Annotated in this window: 13 protein-coding genes; 1 reads left to right on the forward strand and 12 read right to left on the reverse strand. The window is 64.5% G+C overall.

Annotated elements, in window-relative coordinates:
• Positions 1 to 73 precede the first annotated feature (73 nt).
• From ACIPG5_RS11980 to ACIPG5_RS11995, 4 genes are all read right to left on the reverse strand, one after another.
• Positions 74 to 1,153, reverse strand: coding sequence for a polyamine ABC transporter substrate-binding protein (locus ACIPG5_RS11980; RefSeq protein ID WP_401375155.1), 1,080 nt, complete (start codon positions 1,151 to 1,153; stop codon positions 74 to 76).
• 52 nt (positions 1,154 to 1,205) lie between these two features.
• Positions 1,206 to 1,547 carry a cupin domain-containing protein gene (locus tag ACIPG5_RS11985; protein ID WP_176515389.1) on the reverse strand — a complete coding sequence of 114 codons (342 nt, stop codon included), beginning with the start codon at positions 1,545 to 1,547 and terminating at the stop codon, positions 1,206 to 1,208.
• 32 nt (positions 1,548 to 1,579) lie between these two features.
• The gene (locus ACIPG5_RS11990; protein ID WP_176515391.1) at positions 1,580 to 2,986 is read right to left on the reverse strand and encodes an FAD-binding oxidoreductase; all 1,407 of its coding nucleotides are present in this window, start codon (positions 2,984 to 2,986) and stop codon (positions 1,580 to 1,582) included.
• Positions 2,987 to 3,050: 64 nt separating this feature from the next.
• Positions 3,051 to 3,860: a helix-turn-helix domain-containing protein gene (locus tag ACIPG5_RS11995; protein WP_401375158.1), complete on the reverse strand. Its 810-nt coding sequence runs from the start codon at positions 3,858 to 3,860 to the stop codon at positions 3,051 to 3,053.
• 230 nt (positions 3,861 to 4,090) lie between these two features.
• Between ACIPG5_RS11995 and ACIPG5_RS12000 the strand changes: the two genes are divergently transcribed.
• Complete coding sequence (locus ACIPG5_RS12000) at positions 4,091 to 4,978, forward strand: hypothetical protein (protein ID WP_401375161.1); 888 nt, start codon at positions 4,091 to 4,093, stop codon at positions 4,976 to 4,978.
• A gap of 213 nt (positions 4,979 to 5,191) precedes the next feature.
• On the opposite strand, the gene ACIPG5_RS12005 is transcribed toward ACIPG5_RS12000, so the two are convergent.
• From ACIPG5_RS12005 to ACIPG5_RS12040, 8 genes are all read right to left on the reverse strand, one after another.
• Complete coding sequence (locus tag ACIPG5_RS12005) at positions 5,192 to 6,160, reverse strand: peptide ABC transporter ATP-binding protein (RefSeq protein ID WP_176515397.1); 969 nt, start codon at positions 6,158 to 6,160, stop codon at positions 5,192 to 5,194.
• A complete protein-coding gene (locus ACIPG5_RS12010) occupies positions 6,160 to 7,128 on the reverse strand; it encodes an ABC transporter ATP-binding protein (RefSeq protein WP_176515400.1) in 969 nt (322 codons plus the stop codon). Before ACIPG5_RS12010 ends, ACIPG5_RS12005 begins: the two co-directional genes overlap by 1 nt.
• 10 nt (positions 7,129 to 7,138) lie before the next feature.
• Positions 7,139 to 8,065, reverse strand: a complete 927-nt coding sequence (locus ACIPG5_RS12015; protein ID WP_286914491.1) for an ABC transporter permease subunit — start codon at positions 8,063 to 8,065, stop codon at positions 7,139 to 7,141.
• 10 nt (positions 8,066 to 8,075) lie between these two features.
• Positions 8,076 to 9,086, reverse strand: coding sequence for an ABC transporter permease subunit (locus tag ACIPG5_RS12020; protein ID WP_016391137.1), 1,011 nt, complete (start codon positions 9,084 to 9,086; stop codon positions 8,076 to 8,078).
• Positions 9,087 to 9,162: 76 nt separating this feature from the next.
• The gene (locus ACIPG5_RS12025; RefSeq protein WP_401375166.1) at positions 9,163 to 10,758 is read right to left on the reverse strand and encodes an ABC transporter substrate-binding protein; all 1,596 of its coding nucleotides are present in this window, start codon (positions 10,756 to 10,758) and stop codon (positions 9,163 to 9,165) included.
• A gap of 73 nt (positions 10,759 to 10,831) precedes the next feature.
• The gene (locus tag ACIPG5_RS12030; protein WP_401375169.1) at positions 10,832 to 12,211 is read right to left on the reverse strand and encodes an OprD family porin; all 1,380 of its coding nucleotides are present in this window, start codon (positions 12,209 to 12,211) and stop codon (positions 10,832 to 10,834) included.
• 274 nt (positions 12,212 to 12,485) lie between these two features.
• Positions 12,486 to 14,111: an ABC transporter substrate-binding protein gene (locus ACIPG5_RS12035; protein ID WP_401375172.1), complete on the reverse strand. Its 1,626-nt coding sequence runs from the start codon at positions 14,109 to 14,111 to the stop codon at positions 12,486 to 12,488.
• 366 nt (positions 14,112 to 14,477) lie between these two features.
• Positions 14,478 to 15,194: an SIMPL domain-containing protein gene (locus ACIPG5_RS12040; protein WP_401375175.1), complete on the reverse strand. Its 717-nt coding sequence runs from the start codon at positions 15,192 to 15,194 to the stop codon at positions 14,478 to 14,480.
• Positions 15,195 to 15,267: the final 73 nt, after the last annotated feature.

A 15,267-nucleotide genomic window follows, 5' to 3' on the forward strand; every position in this document is an offset into this window, starting at 1 on the left:
CGCTCCTACAGGCATCGCATGACGCCTGTAGGAGCGGCCTTGTGTCGCGAAAGGGCCGCGCAGCGGCCCCGTATCAGTTCCCTGCCTTGATACTGGTCCAGATTCGCGTCCGAATGCGGTCGATCTTGGCCGGCATCGCCTCCAGCGCATACAGCTTGCCCATCACCTCGTCGCTCGGGTAGATCATGCTGTTGCCCTTCATCGCCGGGTCCACCAGGGCGTCAGCCTTGAGGTTGCCGTTGGCGTACTGCACGTGGTTGCTGATGTTGGCCATCACCTGCGGCTGCAGCAGGTAGTTCATGTAGGCGTAGCCCGCCTTTTCGTCCGGCGCATCGGCCGGCATGGCGACCATGTCGAACCACATCGGCGCGCCTTCCTTGGGTATCGAATAGCCCACCTTCACCCCGTTCTTCGCCTCGTCTGCGCGGTTCTTCGCCTGCAGCACGTCACCCGAGAAGCCCACCACCACGCAGATATCGCCATTGGCCAGGTCGCCGGTGTACTTGGATGAGTGGAAGTAGCTGATGTACGGCCGCACCTTCATCAGCAAGTCCTTGGCCTTTTCGTAGTCCTTCGGGTCCTGGCTGTGGTGCGGCAGGCCCAGGTAGTGCAGGGCGATCGGCAGCAGCTCGGGACCGTTGTCGAGCACCGCGACGCCGCAGCTTTTCAGCTTGCTCATGTACTCGGGCTTGAAGATCAGGTCCCAGGAATCGACCGGCGCGTTGTCGCCCAGCACCGCCTTGACCTTGTCGATGTTGTAGCCGATGCCGGTGCTGCCCCACAGGTACGGGAAGCCATACTGGTTGCCCGGGTCGTTGACCTCCAGCGCCTTGAGCAGCACCGGGTTGAGGTTCTGCCAGTTGGGCAGCTGCGACTTGTCGAGCTTCTTCAGGGCCTTGCCCTGGATCTGCCGGGCCATGAAGTGGTTGGACGGAAACACCACGTCGTAGCCGGAGTTGCCGGTCATCAGCTTGCCGTCGAGGGTCTCGTTGCTGTCGTACACGTCGTAGGTCGGGACAATGCCGGTGGCTTGCTGGAAGTTCTTCAGGGTGTCGGGGGCGACATAGCTGGACCAGTTGTAGATCTTCACCGTGTCGGCGGCGCTGGCCACGCTGGCGGCCAGCATCAGGGGAGCGAGAAGGAGGGTGCGCATGTCGGGTTTACCTTGCTTTGTCTGTTGTTATCGAAGGCAGGCGATCAGCGGATCAGAAAATCAGAACGTAGGTCTTGCGCACGGTCTCCTGGATGTCCCAGATGCCGGTGCTGTTGGCCGGTAGCATCAGTGCGTCTCCGGCTTCTATGTGCAAGGTCTGCCCACCGTCGGGGGTGAAGGTGCAGCGGCCCTTGATGAAATGGCAGAACTCCTGTTGCACGATCTGCCGCCGCCAGCGGCCGGGGGTGCACTCCCAGATGCCGGTTTCGACGCCGTCGCTGCGCTCCACGCAGGTGACCGAGGCCACTGATACGGGCTCGCCGAGGGGGACGGCTACCGGGTTGGCGCTGTCCAGCACGGCGCTGTCGGTGTGTTTGAACTGGGTGATGCTCATTGCAGGTGGGTCCTGTGCAGATGAAAGGGAAGTCAGTGCATGAAGCCTTCCATGAAGTCCGCGAGCGAGCTGGCCAGGCGCCGCCTCCAGGGCGCACTGGCGGGGTTGGCGAGGGTCCGGTCCTCGTGGACGAAACTCTGGATGATGGCGTTGTAGCCCAGCCAGCGGCAGGGCTCGGGCGGCCAGCCGGCCAGGCTCGACAAGGGGCGGTTGTCGAGCACCCAGGGCTGGGCGGTCAGTTCGTTGCGCTGGTTGAGGATCAGCGCGGCCAGGGTGCGGCCCCCCAGGTTGGTGGCGCCGACGCCTTCGCCGCCGTAACCGCCGGACAGCGCGATACCGCGCTGGCGGTCGCACAGCATGTGCGGGCGGAAACGCCGCGCCATGCCCAGGTTGCCGCCCCAGGTATGGGTGATGCGCACGTGCTTGAGCTGCGGGAACAGTTCGCTGAACAGGTAGCGGCGCAGCTCCACTTCGGCCTCGGTGAGGTTGAAGTCCTCGCGCAGGCGGCCGCCGAAGCGATAGCCGCCGCGCGCGCCGAACACCAGGCGGTTGTCGGCGCTGCGCTGGCCATAGGTGACCTGGCGGCTGTTCTCGCTGAAGGCCTGGCCCTGGGCCAGGCCGATCTCCTGCCAGGTCGACTCGGGCAAGGGTTCGGTGGCCACCAGCAGGCTCTGCACCGGCAGCTGGTGCTTGCCCAGCGGCGGCAGGCTGGCGGCGTAGCCTTCGACGGCAGGCACCATCCATTGGCAGCGGATGCGTGCCAGCGGCGTGCGCACTTCGCCGGGCTGCCAGTCGATGGCCGGGGTGTTTTCGTAGATCGGCACGCCCAGCGCTTCTACTGCCCGGGCCAGGCCGCGCACCAGCTTGGCTGGCTGGATGGTCGCGGTGTGCGGGCTGTAGATGGCGCCGTAGGCATTGCTCACGCGCAACTGCGCGGCCAACTGTTCGGGGCCGAGCCAGCGGTAGTCTTCTTCGCGCATGCCCTGGCGGTACAGGTCGTCGAGGTAGGCGCGCAGGGTGCGCTCCTGTTCCGGGTAGCGGGCGGCGCAGTACAGCACGCCACCTTTGCGAAAATCGCAATCGATGCCCTCGCGCTGCAGCACGCCGTGGACTTCGTCGGGGATGCCCTGCAGCAGGTCGATGCTGGCGCGCCGTTGCTGCGGCGACAAGCTGGCCAGCAGGCGGTCTTCGCCGAGCAGGTTGCCCATCAGCCAGCCGCCGTTGCGCCCGGAGGCGCCGAAGCCGGCGATGTTGGCTTCGAGCACGGCGATGTTCAGGTGCGGCGCCTGGCGCTTGAGGTAGTAGGCGGTCCACAGGCCGGTGTAGCCGGCGCCGATGATGCACACGTCCAGGTCCAGGTCTTCGCGCAGGGCCGGGCGGGCGCACAGGGGCTCGTCGAGCTGGTCCATCCACAGGCTTAGCGTGCGCAGGGGTTGCATCGGGTTCGGCTCCACATCCGTCTTGGTCTGTGGGCGATGCTAGTGGGCTTGGCGCTTGGCTGTCCTACGTGCGTGCACGCAGGGAATTTTGCTTGAGGTAGGCCTTGGGCGTGAGCCCGGTGTGCGCGCGAAAGCACTTGTAGAAGGCCGACAGCGAGTTGAAACCGGCGCTGAAGGCCAGGTCGTCGATCGAGGCCGCGTGGCTGCCCTGGCCAAGGCTGGCCATCAGATGTTGCAGGCGCGCCTGGTTGACGTAGCGGTAGAAGCTCTGGCCGAGCACCTGGTTGAGCAGGTAGGAGATCTGGTTGCGGCTGTAGCCGCTGGCCTCGGCCACCTGTTGCAGGTCCAGCTCCGGGTCCAGGTAGGGGCGCTGGCGCTGAAAGTAGTGCTCCAGGTCCTGGGCCATGGTCGACAGTTGCCGCGGCGACAGGCCCAGGCGGCTGGTGGCCGGGCGCGGTCCGCTTCGCGCCAGGCCCTGGCTGTTCTGCCGAACCAGCGTGGCGTATTCGTTGACCCGCCAGATCAGCCCGTCCCTGACCGTAATCGCTTCGCTGGACTGGAACGCCACCAGGCCTTCGCCGCCCTGCACGGTGACCTGGTACTGGATGAACGCGGTGCAGCCATCGACGCGGATGCGGTCGCTGTGGACGATGTCTTCGCCGGCTTCGTGGGGCAGGCAGGCGCGCACGTAGTCGCGCAGCTCGCGGTAGCCGAGCACGCGGTTCTGGAAGAAGTCGTGGTACTGGATGTCGGGGTGATAGAGCGCGATCACGCCGTCGAGGTCGCGATGCTTCCAGCACAGGTGGTAGCGCAGGACCGTTTCGGCAGTGATCGGCGTTTGTTCGGGGCCGTCGGGGAGGGTGTTCGAGCTCATGTGCAGATAGTGCCGAGGGGCGCGAACGGAGGCAAGCCAGTGCCGGGCTGCTGGCATTGCATAAACCCTGAGGCATTTGCGGCAAACCGGGTGTTTTGCACGACAAGAAAAAAGGAAGCCAGGCTAACCCATTGAATTTCATGGAAGTCATCTTTTGACACATTTGGCACAGCCCCTGCACCTACCTCTACGCGACTGGTCCTGTTGCTCACAACAAAGGCGAAAATCCCATGATCCCCTCTGCCGATTACCCCTATGCCGATGCTCAGTCACGCTCAGGCGTGTCCTGGGCGGCCATCTTTGCCGGTGCCGCTGCGGCGGCTTCCCTTTCCCTGATCCTGGTGGTGCTGGGGGCGGGTCTTGGCTTTGCCGCGACTTCGCCCTGGGCCAATGAAGGTGCCAGCGCCAAGGCGCTGGGCATCTCGACGATCATCTGGCTGCTGTTGACCCAGATCATCGCGTCCGGCCTGGGTGGCTACATTGCCGGGCGGTTGCGGGTGAAGTGGGCCAACCTGCATGGCGATGAAGTGTACTTTCGCGACACCGCCCACGGCTTCCTTGCCTGGGCAGTGGCCACGCTGGTGGCGGCCATGTTGATCGTCAGCACTGCCGGCGGTATCGCCAGCGCCGGTATGCAGGCCGGGGCCAGCGCTGTTGGCGCCGCCGCCAGCATGGCGCCCAAGCCTGACCCCAATGGCTATTTCGTCGACAGCCTGTTCCGTGGCGACGGCCCGGCGCCGGTCAGCGAGGATGCCGCCAACGGTATCGCCGCGCGGATCATCGCCAAATCCATCACCCAGGGCACGCTCGCCGAGGGCGACCGCACTTACCTGGCGCAACTGGTGGCGCAACGCACGCGTCTGACTCAGCCCGAGGCCGAGGCCCGCGTGGACCAGGTGTTCGCGCAAGTGCAGCAAGCCAAGGTGCAGGCACAGCAGGCAGCCGATACCGCAGCCAAGGTGGCGGCGTGGACTGCGCTGTGGACCTTTGTTGCGCTGCTTTGCGGGGCCTTCTTCGCCAGCCTGGCGGCGCTGTTCGGCGGCCGTCGTCGTGACCGTGTGCTGTGGGTAGAAGCTGAAGGGGTGGATTACACCGCGCGTCGTACCGTTCAACGTTGAGGAAGGAGAAACGTCATGCGCTCATTACTGCTGTGGATGCTTGGGGTACCGATTCCGGTGATCATCCTGATCGCGATATTCATGCATTGAGATTGTCGGGGCCGCTTTGCGGCCCTTTCGCGACACAAGGCCGCTCCTACAGGAATAGGCGATCCCCTGTAGGAGCGGCCTTGTGTCGCGAAAGGGCTGCAAAGCAGCCCCCGCTATCTACCTCTACAAAAACTGCTCTGCATAATGACAGGCCACCTGCCGACTCCCCACCTGCCGAAACGCCGGCACTTCCTTGCCACAGCGCTCCGTCGCATACGGGCAGCGCTTGTGAAACGCACAGCCATCCGGCGGGTTCAGCGGGTTGGGCAATTCCCCGGCAATGCGAATCTTCGGCTTCAGCGGGTCCGGGTGAATCGCCGGCGTCGCCGACAGCAACGCCTGCGTATACGGATGCAGCGGCTTCTCGTAGATATCCGCCTTCGGCCCCATCTCCGCCGGCCGCCCCAGGTACATCACCAGCACCTGGTCGGCCACATGGCGCACCACCGCCAGGTTGTGCGAGATGAACACATAGGCGGTGTTGAATTCCTTTTGCAGGTCCATGAACAGGTTCAGCACCTGGGCCTGGATCGACACGTCCAACGCTGATGTCGGCTCGTCGGCCACCAGCACCTTCGGTTGCAGCATCATCGCCCGGGCCAGGGCGATGCGCTGGCGCTGGCCGCCGGAGAACATGTGCGGATAACGCTGGTAGTGCTCGGGGCGCAGGCCGACCTGCTCCATCATCTTCTGCACTTTTTCGCGCCGTTCGGCCTTGCTCAGCGAGGTATTGATCAGCAGCGGCTCGGCCAGCTGGTCGCCGATCTTCTGCCTTGGGTTGAGCGAAGCGTATGGGCTCTGGAACACCATCTGCACATCGCGGCGCAGTTGCTTGCGCGCCTGCTTGCTGGCGCCGGTGACCTCGGTGCCGGCAATTTGCAGCGAGCCCGATGAAGGCTCTTCGATCAGCGTCAGGGCACGCGCCAGGGTCGACTTGCCGCAGCCGGACTCACCGACCACGGCCAGGGTCTTGCCCGCCTCCAGCTCGAACGACACGCCATTGAGTGCACGCACCAGCGCATGGCCCTTGAACAGGCCGCGGGATACCTCGTAATGCCGGGTCAGCTCCCGCGCAGTGAGAACGACGGCCATCACGCCACCTCCTGGTTCAGCGGATAGAAGCAACGCACCAGGCTATGGGCCTGGGGTTCGAGGGCCGGGCGCTGGCGCCGGCAGTTGTCCTGCACATACGGGCAGCGCGGCGACAGCAGGCAACCCGCGGGGCGGTCGTAGCGGCCGGGCACGATGCCGGGCAGGGTGGCCAGGCGTTCGGCGCCCAGGCTGTGCTCGGGGATCGCCGCCAGCAGCGCTTCGCTGTAGGGGTGGGCGGGTACCTCGAACAGCGCCGGCACCTGCCCCACTTCCACTGCCTGGCCGGCATACATCACGCACACGCGCCTGGCGGTTTCGGCGACCACGGCCAGGTCATGGGTGATCAGGATGAGCGCCATGTTGCGCTCCTTCTGCAGGTTCACCAGCAGCTCCATGATCTGCGCCTGGATGGTCACGTCGAGCGCGGTGGTCGGTTCGTCGGCGATCAGCAGCTTGGGCTCGCCGGCAATCGCCATGGCGATTGCCACGCGCTGGCTCATGCCGCCCGAGAGCTGGTGCGGGTAGGCGTCCAGGCGGCTTTCGGCGGCCGGGATCTCGACCTTTTTCAGCAGCTCCAGAGCGCGCTGGCGTGCGGCCTTGCCCTTCAGGCCCAGGTGCTGGCGCAGCACTTCCTCGATCTGGAAGCCTACGGTGTAGCTTGGGTTGAGCGCGGTCATCGGGTCCTGGAAGACCATGGCGATGTCCTTGCCCACCACCTTGCGCCGCTGGCGGCCGCTGAGCTTGAGCATGTCGGTGCCATCGAAGCTCAGGGTATCGGCGGTGATGCGCCCGGGGGCGTCGATCAGGCCCATCAGGGCCATCATGGTCACCGACTTGCCCGAGCCGGACTCGCCGACGATGGCCAGGATCTCGCCGGCATCCACCGCCAGGTCCAGGCCATCCACCACCGGCACGGCATTGGCGTCGCCGAAGCGCACGTTCAGGTTGTTGATCTGCAACAGTGACATGGCGCTCTCCTCAGGCGGCGTTCTTGAGTTTCGGGTCCAGCGCATCGCGCAGGCCGTCGCCCATCAGGTTGATGGCCAGCACACTCAGCAGGATCGTCAGCCCAGGCAGGCTCACCACCCACCAGGCGCGTTCGATGTAGTCCCGCGCCGAGGCCAGCATGGTGCCCCACTCCGGGGTCGGCGGCTGCACGCCAAGGCCCAGGAAACCCAGTGCGGCAGCATCGAGGATGGCCGAGGAGAAGCTCAGGGTGGCCTGCACGATCAGCGGCGCCATGCAGTTGGGCAGCACGGTGACGAACATCAGCCGCGGCAGGCCGGCACCGGCCAGGCGGGCGGCGGTGACGTAGTCGCGGTTGAGCTCGCCCATCACCGCGGCGCGGGTCAGGCGCACGTAGGAGGGCAGCGAGACGATGGCGATGGCGATCACCGTGTTGATCAGGCCTGGGCCGAGGATGGCGACGATCGCCACGGCCAGCAGCAACGACGGCAGGGCCAGCATCACGTCCATCAGGCGCATGATCGAAGGGCCGAGGATGTGTGGGAAGAAGCCGGCCAGCAGGCCCAGGAGGATGCCGGGAATCATCGACATCACCACCGAGGACAGGCCGATCAGCAGCGACAGCCGCGCGCCCTGGATCAGCCGCGAGAGCAGGTCGCGGCCCAGCTCGTCGGTGCCGAGGATGAACTGCCAGTTGCCGCCTTCGAGCCACACCGGCGGCGTGAGCAGGAAGTCGCGGTACTGCTCGCTGGGGTCATGCGGGGCGACCCACGGCGCGAACAGCGCGCAGAACACCACCAGGCACATGAAGGCCAGGCCCATCACCGCGCCCTTGTTGCGCGAGAAGGCGTGCCAGAATTCCTTGTACGGCGAGGGGTAGAGCAGGCTCTGGTCCACCGGGGTGGCCGGCGCCACGGATTTTGCAATCGGGCTAGTCATGACGGGGGCCTCAGCGCTGATGACGGATGCGTGGGTTGGCCAGGCCGTAGAGGATGTCCACGACGAAGTTGACCAGGATCACCAGGCAGGCGATCAACAGGATGCCGTTCTGGACCACGGGGTAGTCACGGGCACCGATGGCTTCGATCAGCCACTTGCCGATGCCCGGCCAGGAAAAGATGGTTTCGGTGAGCACCGCACCGGCCAGCAGCGTGCCGACCTGCAGGCCGAACACCGTCAGCACCGGGATCAGCGCGTTGCGCAGGCCGTGCACGAACACCACGCGGGCCGGCGACAGGCCCTTGGCGCGGGCGGTGCGGATGTAGTCCTCGCGCAGCACCTCGAGCATCGACGAGCGGGTCATGCGGGCAATCACCGCCAGCGGGATGGTGCCGAGCACGATGGCCGGCAGGATCAGGTGCATCACCGCGTCCTTGAACGCGCCCTCTTCGTCGCTGAGCAGGGTGTCGATGAGCATGAAGCCGGTTTTCGGCTCGATGTCGTAGAGCAGGTCGATGCGCCCGGAAACCGGGGTCCAGCCCAGGCTCACCGAGAAGAACATGATCAGGATCAGGCCCCACCAGAAGATCGGCATGGAATAGCCCGCCAGCGAGATGCCCATCACCCCATGGTCGAACAGCGAGCCACGCTTGAGGGCCGCGATTACCCCGGCCAGCAGGCCGACGGTGCCGGCGAACAGCAAGGCGGCGAACGACAGCTCCAGGGTGGCCGGGAACAGGGTGAGGAACTCGGTCCACACGCTCTCGCGGGTGCGCAGCGATTCTCCCAGATCACCCTGGGCCAGCTTGCCCACGTAGTCCAGGTACTGGACCGGCAGCGGCTTGTTCAGGCCCAGGCGCTCCATGGCCTGGGCGTGCATTTCGGGGTCGACCCTGCGTTCGCCCATCATCACTTCCACCGGGTCGCCGGGGATCAGGCGTATGAGCGCGAAGGTCAGCAAGGTGATGCCGAAGAAGGTCGGTATCAGCAAGCCCAGGCGCCGGGCAATAAAACTCAACATTGTCGGGGTTACCTCATCGGCCGTTGTACGGCGGTGCCGCCGGTGCCCGTGTGGGTTGCCGGCGATCGTTGTTGTTCTACTTCACCTTGGTGGTGGCGAAGTTGTTGTTGGTCAGAGGGTTGATCACGTAACCCTCCACGTTCTCACGCATGGCAGTGAACATCTTCGGATGGGCCATGCTGATCCAGGGCTGGTCGTCATCGTACACCTTCAATGCCTCGGCATAGAGCCTTGCGCGTTGGTCGTTGTCGATCACTTCGCGGGCGCGGGTGATCAGCTCCTGGAATTTCGAGTTGCACCAGCGGGCGTAGTTCTCGCCGTTTTTGGCGGCTTCGCAACTGAGCAAAGGGCTGAGGAAATTGTCCGGGTCGCCGTTGTCGCCGGCCCAGCCGGTGGACACCAGGTCGGCCTCGCCTTTCTTGGCCCGGCGCAGCATTTCGGCCCACTCCATCACGCGGATATCCAGTGTCAGGCCGACCTGCTTGAGGTCGGCCTGGAGCATTTCTGCCGACAGGCGCGGGTTGGGGTTGGTCGGGCCGCCGCCGTTGCGGGTGAACAAGGTGATGACCGTGCCTGGCGGCACGCCGGCATCCTTGAGCAGTTGGCGGGCCTTGTCCAGGTCGCGGGGCGGGTTCCGGTTCTCGGTGTTGTAGCCGATCATCGTCGGCGGGTAGGGGTTCACCCCGACCAGCGCGTTGCCCTTGCCGAACAACTGGTCGACGTGGGTCTGGCGGTCGAAGGCCATGTTGATGGCTTTGCGCACGCGCACATCGCTCAGGTACTTGTGCTGGGTGTTCATGGCGATATAGCCGGTGACCAGGGCTTCGATCTCGGCCACCTTGAGCCTGGGGTCGGCCTTGATCGAGGGCACGTCGTCAGGTTTGGGGTACAGCGCTACCTGGCACTCGTTGGCGCGCAGCTTCTGCAGGCGCACGTTGCTGTCGGTGGCGATGGCGAAGATCAGCGCATCGCTGGGCGGCTTGCCGCGAAAGTAGTCCGGGTTGGGCTTGAAGCGGACCTGGGCGTCCTTGTTGTAGCGCTGGAAGATGAACGGGCCGGTGCCGATTGGTTTGCTGTTGAGCTCGCCGGTCTTGCCGGCCTTGAGCAGCTGGTCGCCGTATTCGGCCGAGTAGATCGAGGTGAAGCCCATGGCCATGTCCCGCAGGAAGGGCGCTTCAGGGCGCGTCAGGGTAATGACCACGGTGTGCTCGTCGGTCTTCGTCACCGACTTGAGCAGCTGCTTGAAGGCCATGCTCTCGAAGTACGGGTAGCCGACGCTGGTCTTGTCGTGCCAGGGGTGGCCCGGGTCGAGCTGGCGATTCAGGCTCCACAGCACATCGTCGGCGTTGAACTCGCGGGTTGGGGTGAAGTAGTCGGTGGTGTGGAACTTCACCCCTTGGCGCAGGTGAAAGGTGTAGCTCAGGCCGTCTGGCGAGATGTCCCAGCGTTCGGCCAGGGCCGGCTGGATATCGGTGGTGCCGGGCTTGAAGTCGACCAGGCGGTTGAACACCGTTTCGGCCGAGGCGTCGAAGGTGACCGCCGTGGTGTACTGAACCACGTCGAAGCCTTCCGGGCTGGCTTCGGTGCACACCACCAGGGGCTTGGCGGCCAGTTGCCCGGCGCTGGTGATGAAGATCGCGGCCAGGGCCGCGCGCAGTGCTAGCGATGTCATGGAACCTCCCTGCATGCTTTGATTCCAGCGTAGCCGCCACGGCCCGGATGCAAGCGGGCCGTGGCGCAAACGGTCAGAGGATGTTGAATGGAATGGTGGTGACGATGCGCAGCTCGTCCAGGCTGCCATCGGCCTGGGCTTTGCTGGCCCGGTGCGCGGTGTAGGTGGCGCGGATGCTGGTGTCCTTCAGCGGCCCGCTCTGCACCGCGTAGCTGGTGCCGATGCCCCACTCGTAGTGGGTTTCGCCGTCCATGCCTTTGACGTCGTAGGCGCTGCCCCGGTAATGGGTGCCATCGATGCCCCAGCCGCGGGCGTTGTACAGGTTGAACTTGAGCCCCGGCACGCCGTAGGGCGCCATGTTCAATACATAGGCAAGCTGCAGGGATTTCTCGTTGGGGCCGTTGAAGTCCGACAGCAGCGAGTTGGCCAGGTAGATGCCGTTGGTTTCGTGCAGGTAGTCGAAGTACTCGTTGCCGTTGACCTGCTGCCAGGATGCCGTGAGGGTGTGCGCCTGGTGGGTCAGGCCGAGCGACAGGCTGTAGGTGTCGTTGTCGATCTTGCCCATCTTCTGGCTGCCGGCGTCCACGCTCTTGTAGTAGTTCAGGCCGGTGGTCAGGCTCAGCGCCGCGCTGTCGCCGAGCACGTGGTTGGCGCCGAAGTAGTACTGGTTCCAGAAATCGTCGACCTTGCTGGCGTAGAGGCTGGTGGTCAGGCTCTTGAGCGGCTGGTAGTTGACCCCGGCGGTGCTGGCGCGGTCGGTTTCCACGCCGGTGGCGCCGTATTCGCTGCGAAACTTGCTCAGGCTCTGCTCGCTGCGCGGCGAGACGCGATCGAAGGTGCCCACATCGAACGACAGGTTGTCGAACTCGGCGCTGTGCAGGAATGCACCCTGGAAGCTGGAGGGCAGGGCGCGGTTGCCGATGTAGGCGATCATCGGCGTGTCCACCGATTGCCGGCCGACGGTCAGGGTGGTGTTGGATACCCGCGCCTTGAGGTTGGCCAGGCCCATCTTGCTCCACTGGCCGACAGGGTCGCCGTCGCTGTGGGTGAGGGTGCGGTTGTTCGGCCCGGCGACGGCGGCGCGGCCCTGCTCCAGGGCGATGGCGTTGTAGCCGGCGGCCTCGACGGCGAAGCCCACGGTGCCCTGGGTGAAGCCTGAGCTGTAGTTGAGGATGGTGCCTTGCACCCAGTTGTCGCGGCTGTGGGTGTCGTGGCGGCTGCCGTCGCCCTTGGAGTACTTCCACAGCGGTGCGCGGGTGGCGCGTTCGCGGGCGTACCAGTTGCGGGTGCTGCCGGACAGGCTCTGGCCCTCGACGAAGCCTTGGGCCTGGCCTTGTTCGCTGGTGGCTTTGAGGCTGAACGGGACGTAGGCCTGGCTCTGGGTATCGGCCTGGGCCGTGGCGCAATAGGCGCTGACGGCCAGGGCCAGTGCGGTGAGAGTGAAAAGTCTCAAGTTAAAGCTCCCTTTCTGTTCTTTTAGTTATTGCCTGGCCTTGTGGGCCGGGTGGTTCGCTGCGGTGTTGCCAGGGTTGCCACGGGATCGCCGGGCAGAATTGAGGTGTTGTGTTGGGCGTGCCGGCCCTAGCGCCGGCCAGCCGCCTCCCACAGGCAGTCCTCCCGCAATGCTTGAGGTGCCTGGGGTGAATGGCGGCAACAGGGACCCATCCCCGGCGCGGGTAGCGCCGAGGTGGGTGTGGCTTAAGGGAGTGGGCGAGGGTGGCCCGGTGCTATTTTTCCACGCTGACGCCGTAGAACGCGTTCAATGCGAATGGACTGATCTTGAAGTCCTTCACATTGGCTCTCATCGGCTGGTACACGGTGGAGTGGGCGATCGGGGTGATCGGCACCTGTTCCTTGAGGATGTGCTGGGCCTTCTGGTACAGCTCGGTGCGCTTGGCCTGGTCGGAGGTGGCCTTGGCCTGCTTGATCAGGTCGTCGTAGGGCTTGTAGCACCACTTGGAGAAGTTGTTGCCGTCGACGGCATCGCAGCCGTACAGGGTGCCCAGCCAGTTGTCCGGGTCACCGTTGTCGCCGCTCCAGCCAATCAGCATGGCGCCCTGTTCGCCGCCTTTGGAGCGCTTGATGTATTCGCCCCATTCGTAGCTGACGATCTTGGCCTTGATGCCGATCTTGGCCCAGTCCGATTGCAGCATCTCGGCCATCAGCTTGGCGTTGGGGTTGTAGGGGCGCTGCACGGGCATGGCCCACAGGGTGATCTCGGTGCCTTCCTTGACCCCGGCTTTCTTCAGCAGCTCTTTGGCTTTTTCCGGGTCGAAGGGGGCGTCCTTGATGCTGGTGTCGTAGGACCACTGGGTCGGCGGCATGCCATTGACGGCGAGCTGGCCGGCGCCCTGGTACACCGATTCGATGATCTTCTTCTTGTCGACGGCCATGTCCAGCGCCTGGCGCACTTCAAGCTTGGCCATCGGGTTGGGCTCGTTGCTGCCCTTGATCTTGTCCATCACGTTGTAGGCGATGTAGCCGAGGTTGAAGCCGGCCTGCTGGGGCATCTGCAGGTTCTTGTCGGCCTTGAGCGGCTCGATGTCGGCCGGTCGCGGGAACAGGGTCACCTGGCATTCGTTCTTCTTCAGCTTCTGCATGCGCACCGAGGCGTCGGTGGTGATGGCGAAGATCAGGTTGTCGATCTTCACGTCTTCGGGCTTCCAGTAGTCCTTGTTGCCCTTGAAGCGGATCTGCGCGTCCTTCTGGTACTTGCTGAACACGAACGGCCCGGTGCCGATCGGCTTCTGGTTGATGTCGGCGGCCTTGCCATCCTTGAGCAGCTGGCCTGCGTACTCGGCCGACTGGATCGAGGCGAAGCTCATCGCCAGGTTCTGGATGAACGCGGCGTCCACTTCGTTGAGGGTGAACTTGACCGTTTTATCGTCGAGCTTCTCCACCTTGGCGATGTTCTTGTCCATGCCCATGTCGGTGAAGTAGGGGAATTCGGTGGGGTAGGCCTTACGGAAGGGGTGGTTCTTGTCGAGCATGCGCTCGAAGGTGAACAGCACGTCGTCGGCGTTGAATGGGCGGCTGGGCTTGAAGTAGTCGGTGGTGTGGAACTTCACCCCTTCACGCAGGTGGAAGGTGTAGGTCTTGCCGTCGCTGGACACATCCCAGGACGTTGCCAGGCCCGGGATAACCGCGGTGCCGCCGCGTTCGAACTGGGTCAGGCGGTTGAACACGGTCTCGGCCGAGGCGTCGAAGTCGGTTCCGGTGGTGTATTGCCCCGGGTCGAAGCCCGCCGGGCTGCCTTCGGAGCAGAACACCAGGTTGGACGCGGCGTGGGCCAGGGGGGCGCCAGCGAACAGGCCTGCGCCGAGCAGGAACGGAATGACTGCGTGTTTGAGCATGGTGGCCTCATTGTTGTCATTTTTGGTTTGAGGTGGCCTCGTGAGCCGACCTGGCGATACTTATGCAGGGGCTATTCCCAATGCAACACTCAGAAGGATAGTTGGCGTCAGAAAAGTAGTACGAGCGTACATGGATGTCGCATCGGTATAACTTTCGACGAAGTTGAACGTTTGCGTTGGCAAAATGATGGCTTTTTGCGGGATATTTCGAGGCGGGGGTTTGCGTGGGATGCACCGTTGCAGTGCGTAGGAAAATTCCAAAAGCTTTGTAGTCAGTGCTGGCAAGCCAGCGCCCACGGTGAGCGATGTACTGCTCCTGTGGGAGCCGGCTTGCCGGCGATCGGGCCGCCAGGCGGCCCGCTCAGGTCAAGGCATCTGCACTTCGATCAAACCATCGGCATTCATGCTGACTTCACTGGTACCCGCTTCGATGTCCGGCGCTGGCGCCGCTTCATCGGCGGCCATGGCTTTCATGGCCATCGGCGCGCTGCGCAGGTACGGCCGTGGGTAGCCGCTGCTGTTGAGGTTCAGGCTGACAACCTTGTAGCCCTTGCCGCCCAAAGCCTCGGTGGCCAGCTGGGCGCGGGCCTTGAAGGCATCCACCGCATCCTTGAGCAGGGCGTCTTCGCTGGCCTTGCGGGTAGTGGGGGCGATGGAGAAGTCCATGCCGCCCATTTTCAGGTCGTTGAGCAGCTCGGCAGTGAGCTGGGACAGGGCCGGGAAGTCGGCACCTTCCAGGCGCAGCTCGGCGCGCTCGCGCCAGCCGGTGATCTTCTGGCCCTTGCTGTCGTAGATCGGGTAGCTGTTGCGGCTGCCCTGGCTGATCTTCACGTCCTTGGCCTGGCGTGCCTGCTGCACGGCCTTGTTCATGGTCTCGGTGATCTGCTTGGCGAGCTTGCCGGGGTCGTTGTTCTGCGCTTCGCTGTACAGCGTCACGACCATCAGGTCGCGCGGCACTTCCTTGCTGACTTCGGCGCGCAGCGATACCTGGTTGTAGCGCGGCTCATCGGCTGCCAGCGCAGGCAGGCTGGCGAGCATGCCGCAAGACAGGATCAGGGCCGCGCTGCGACGTGGGATTTGCATGGGATACTCCTTGGCAATAAAAGGCGTGGGGTCTGGCCATCCATTCCACGCATGACCCATCAGACCGAAACCA

The organism is Pseudomonas sp. NPDC087029 (assembly GCF_044745345.1).
Taxonomy (GTDB): Bacteria; Pseudomonadota; Gammaproteobacteria; order Pseudomonadales; family Pseudomonadaceae; genus Aquipseudomonas; species Aquipseudomonas faucium.

What these genes read in the sequence shown, in the direction of transcription:
- ACIPG5_RS11980 (WP_401375155.1), bottom strand. Translation starts at nt 1,153, where the DNA reads ATGCGCACCCTCCTTCTCGCTCCCCTGATGCTGGCCGCCAGCGTGGCC.
- ACIPG5_RS11985 (WP_176515389.1), bottom strand. Translation starts at nt 1,547, where the DNA reads ATGAGCATCACCCAGTTCAAACACACCGACAGCGCCGTGCTGGACAGC.
- ACIPG5_RS11990 (WP_176515391.1), bottom strand. Translation starts at nt 2,986, where the DNA reads ATGCAACCCCTGCGCACGCTAAGCCTGTGGATGGACCAGCTCGACGAG.
- ACIPG5_RS11995 (WP_401375158.1), bottom strand. Translation starts at nt 3,860, where the DNA reads ATGAGCTCGAACACCCTCCCCGACGGCCCCGAACAAACGCCGATCACT.
- ACIPG5_RS12000 (WP_401375161.1), top strand. Translation starts at nt 4,091, where the DNA reads ATGATCCCCTCTGCCGATTACCCCTATGCCGATGCTCAGTCACGCTCA.
- ACIPG5_RS12005 (WP_176515397.1), bottom strand. Translation starts at nt 6,160, where the DNA reads ATGGCCGTCGTTCTCACTGCGCGGGAGCTGACCCGGCATTACGAGGTA.
- ACIPG5_RS12010 (WP_176515400.1), bottom strand. Translation starts at nt 7,128, where the DNA reads ATGTCACTGTTGCAGATCAACAACCTGAACGTGCGCTTCGGCGACGCC.
- ACIPG5_RS12015 (WP_286914491.1), bottom strand. Translation starts at nt 8,065, where the DNA reads ATGACTAGCCCGATTGCAAAATCCGTGGCGCCGGCCACCCCGGTGGAC.
- ACIPG5_RS12020 (WP_016391137.1), bottom strand. Translation starts at nt 9,086, where the DNA reads ATGTTGAGTTTTATTGCCCGGCGCCTGGGCTTGCTGATACCGACCTTC.
- ACIPG5_RS12025 (WP_401375166.1), bottom strand. Translation starts at nt 10,758, where the DNA reads ATGACATCGCTAGCACTGCGCGCGGCCCTGGCCGCGATCTTCATCACC.
- ACIPG5_RS12035 (WP_401375172.1), bottom strand. Translation starts at nt 14,111, where the DNA reads ATGCTCAAACACGCAGTCATTCCGTTCCTGCTCGGCGCAGGCCTGTTC.
- ACIPG5_RS12040 (WP_401375175.1), bottom strand. Translation starts at nt 15,194, where the DNA reads ATGCAAATCCCACGTCGCAGCGCGGCCCTGATCCTGTCTTGCGGCATG.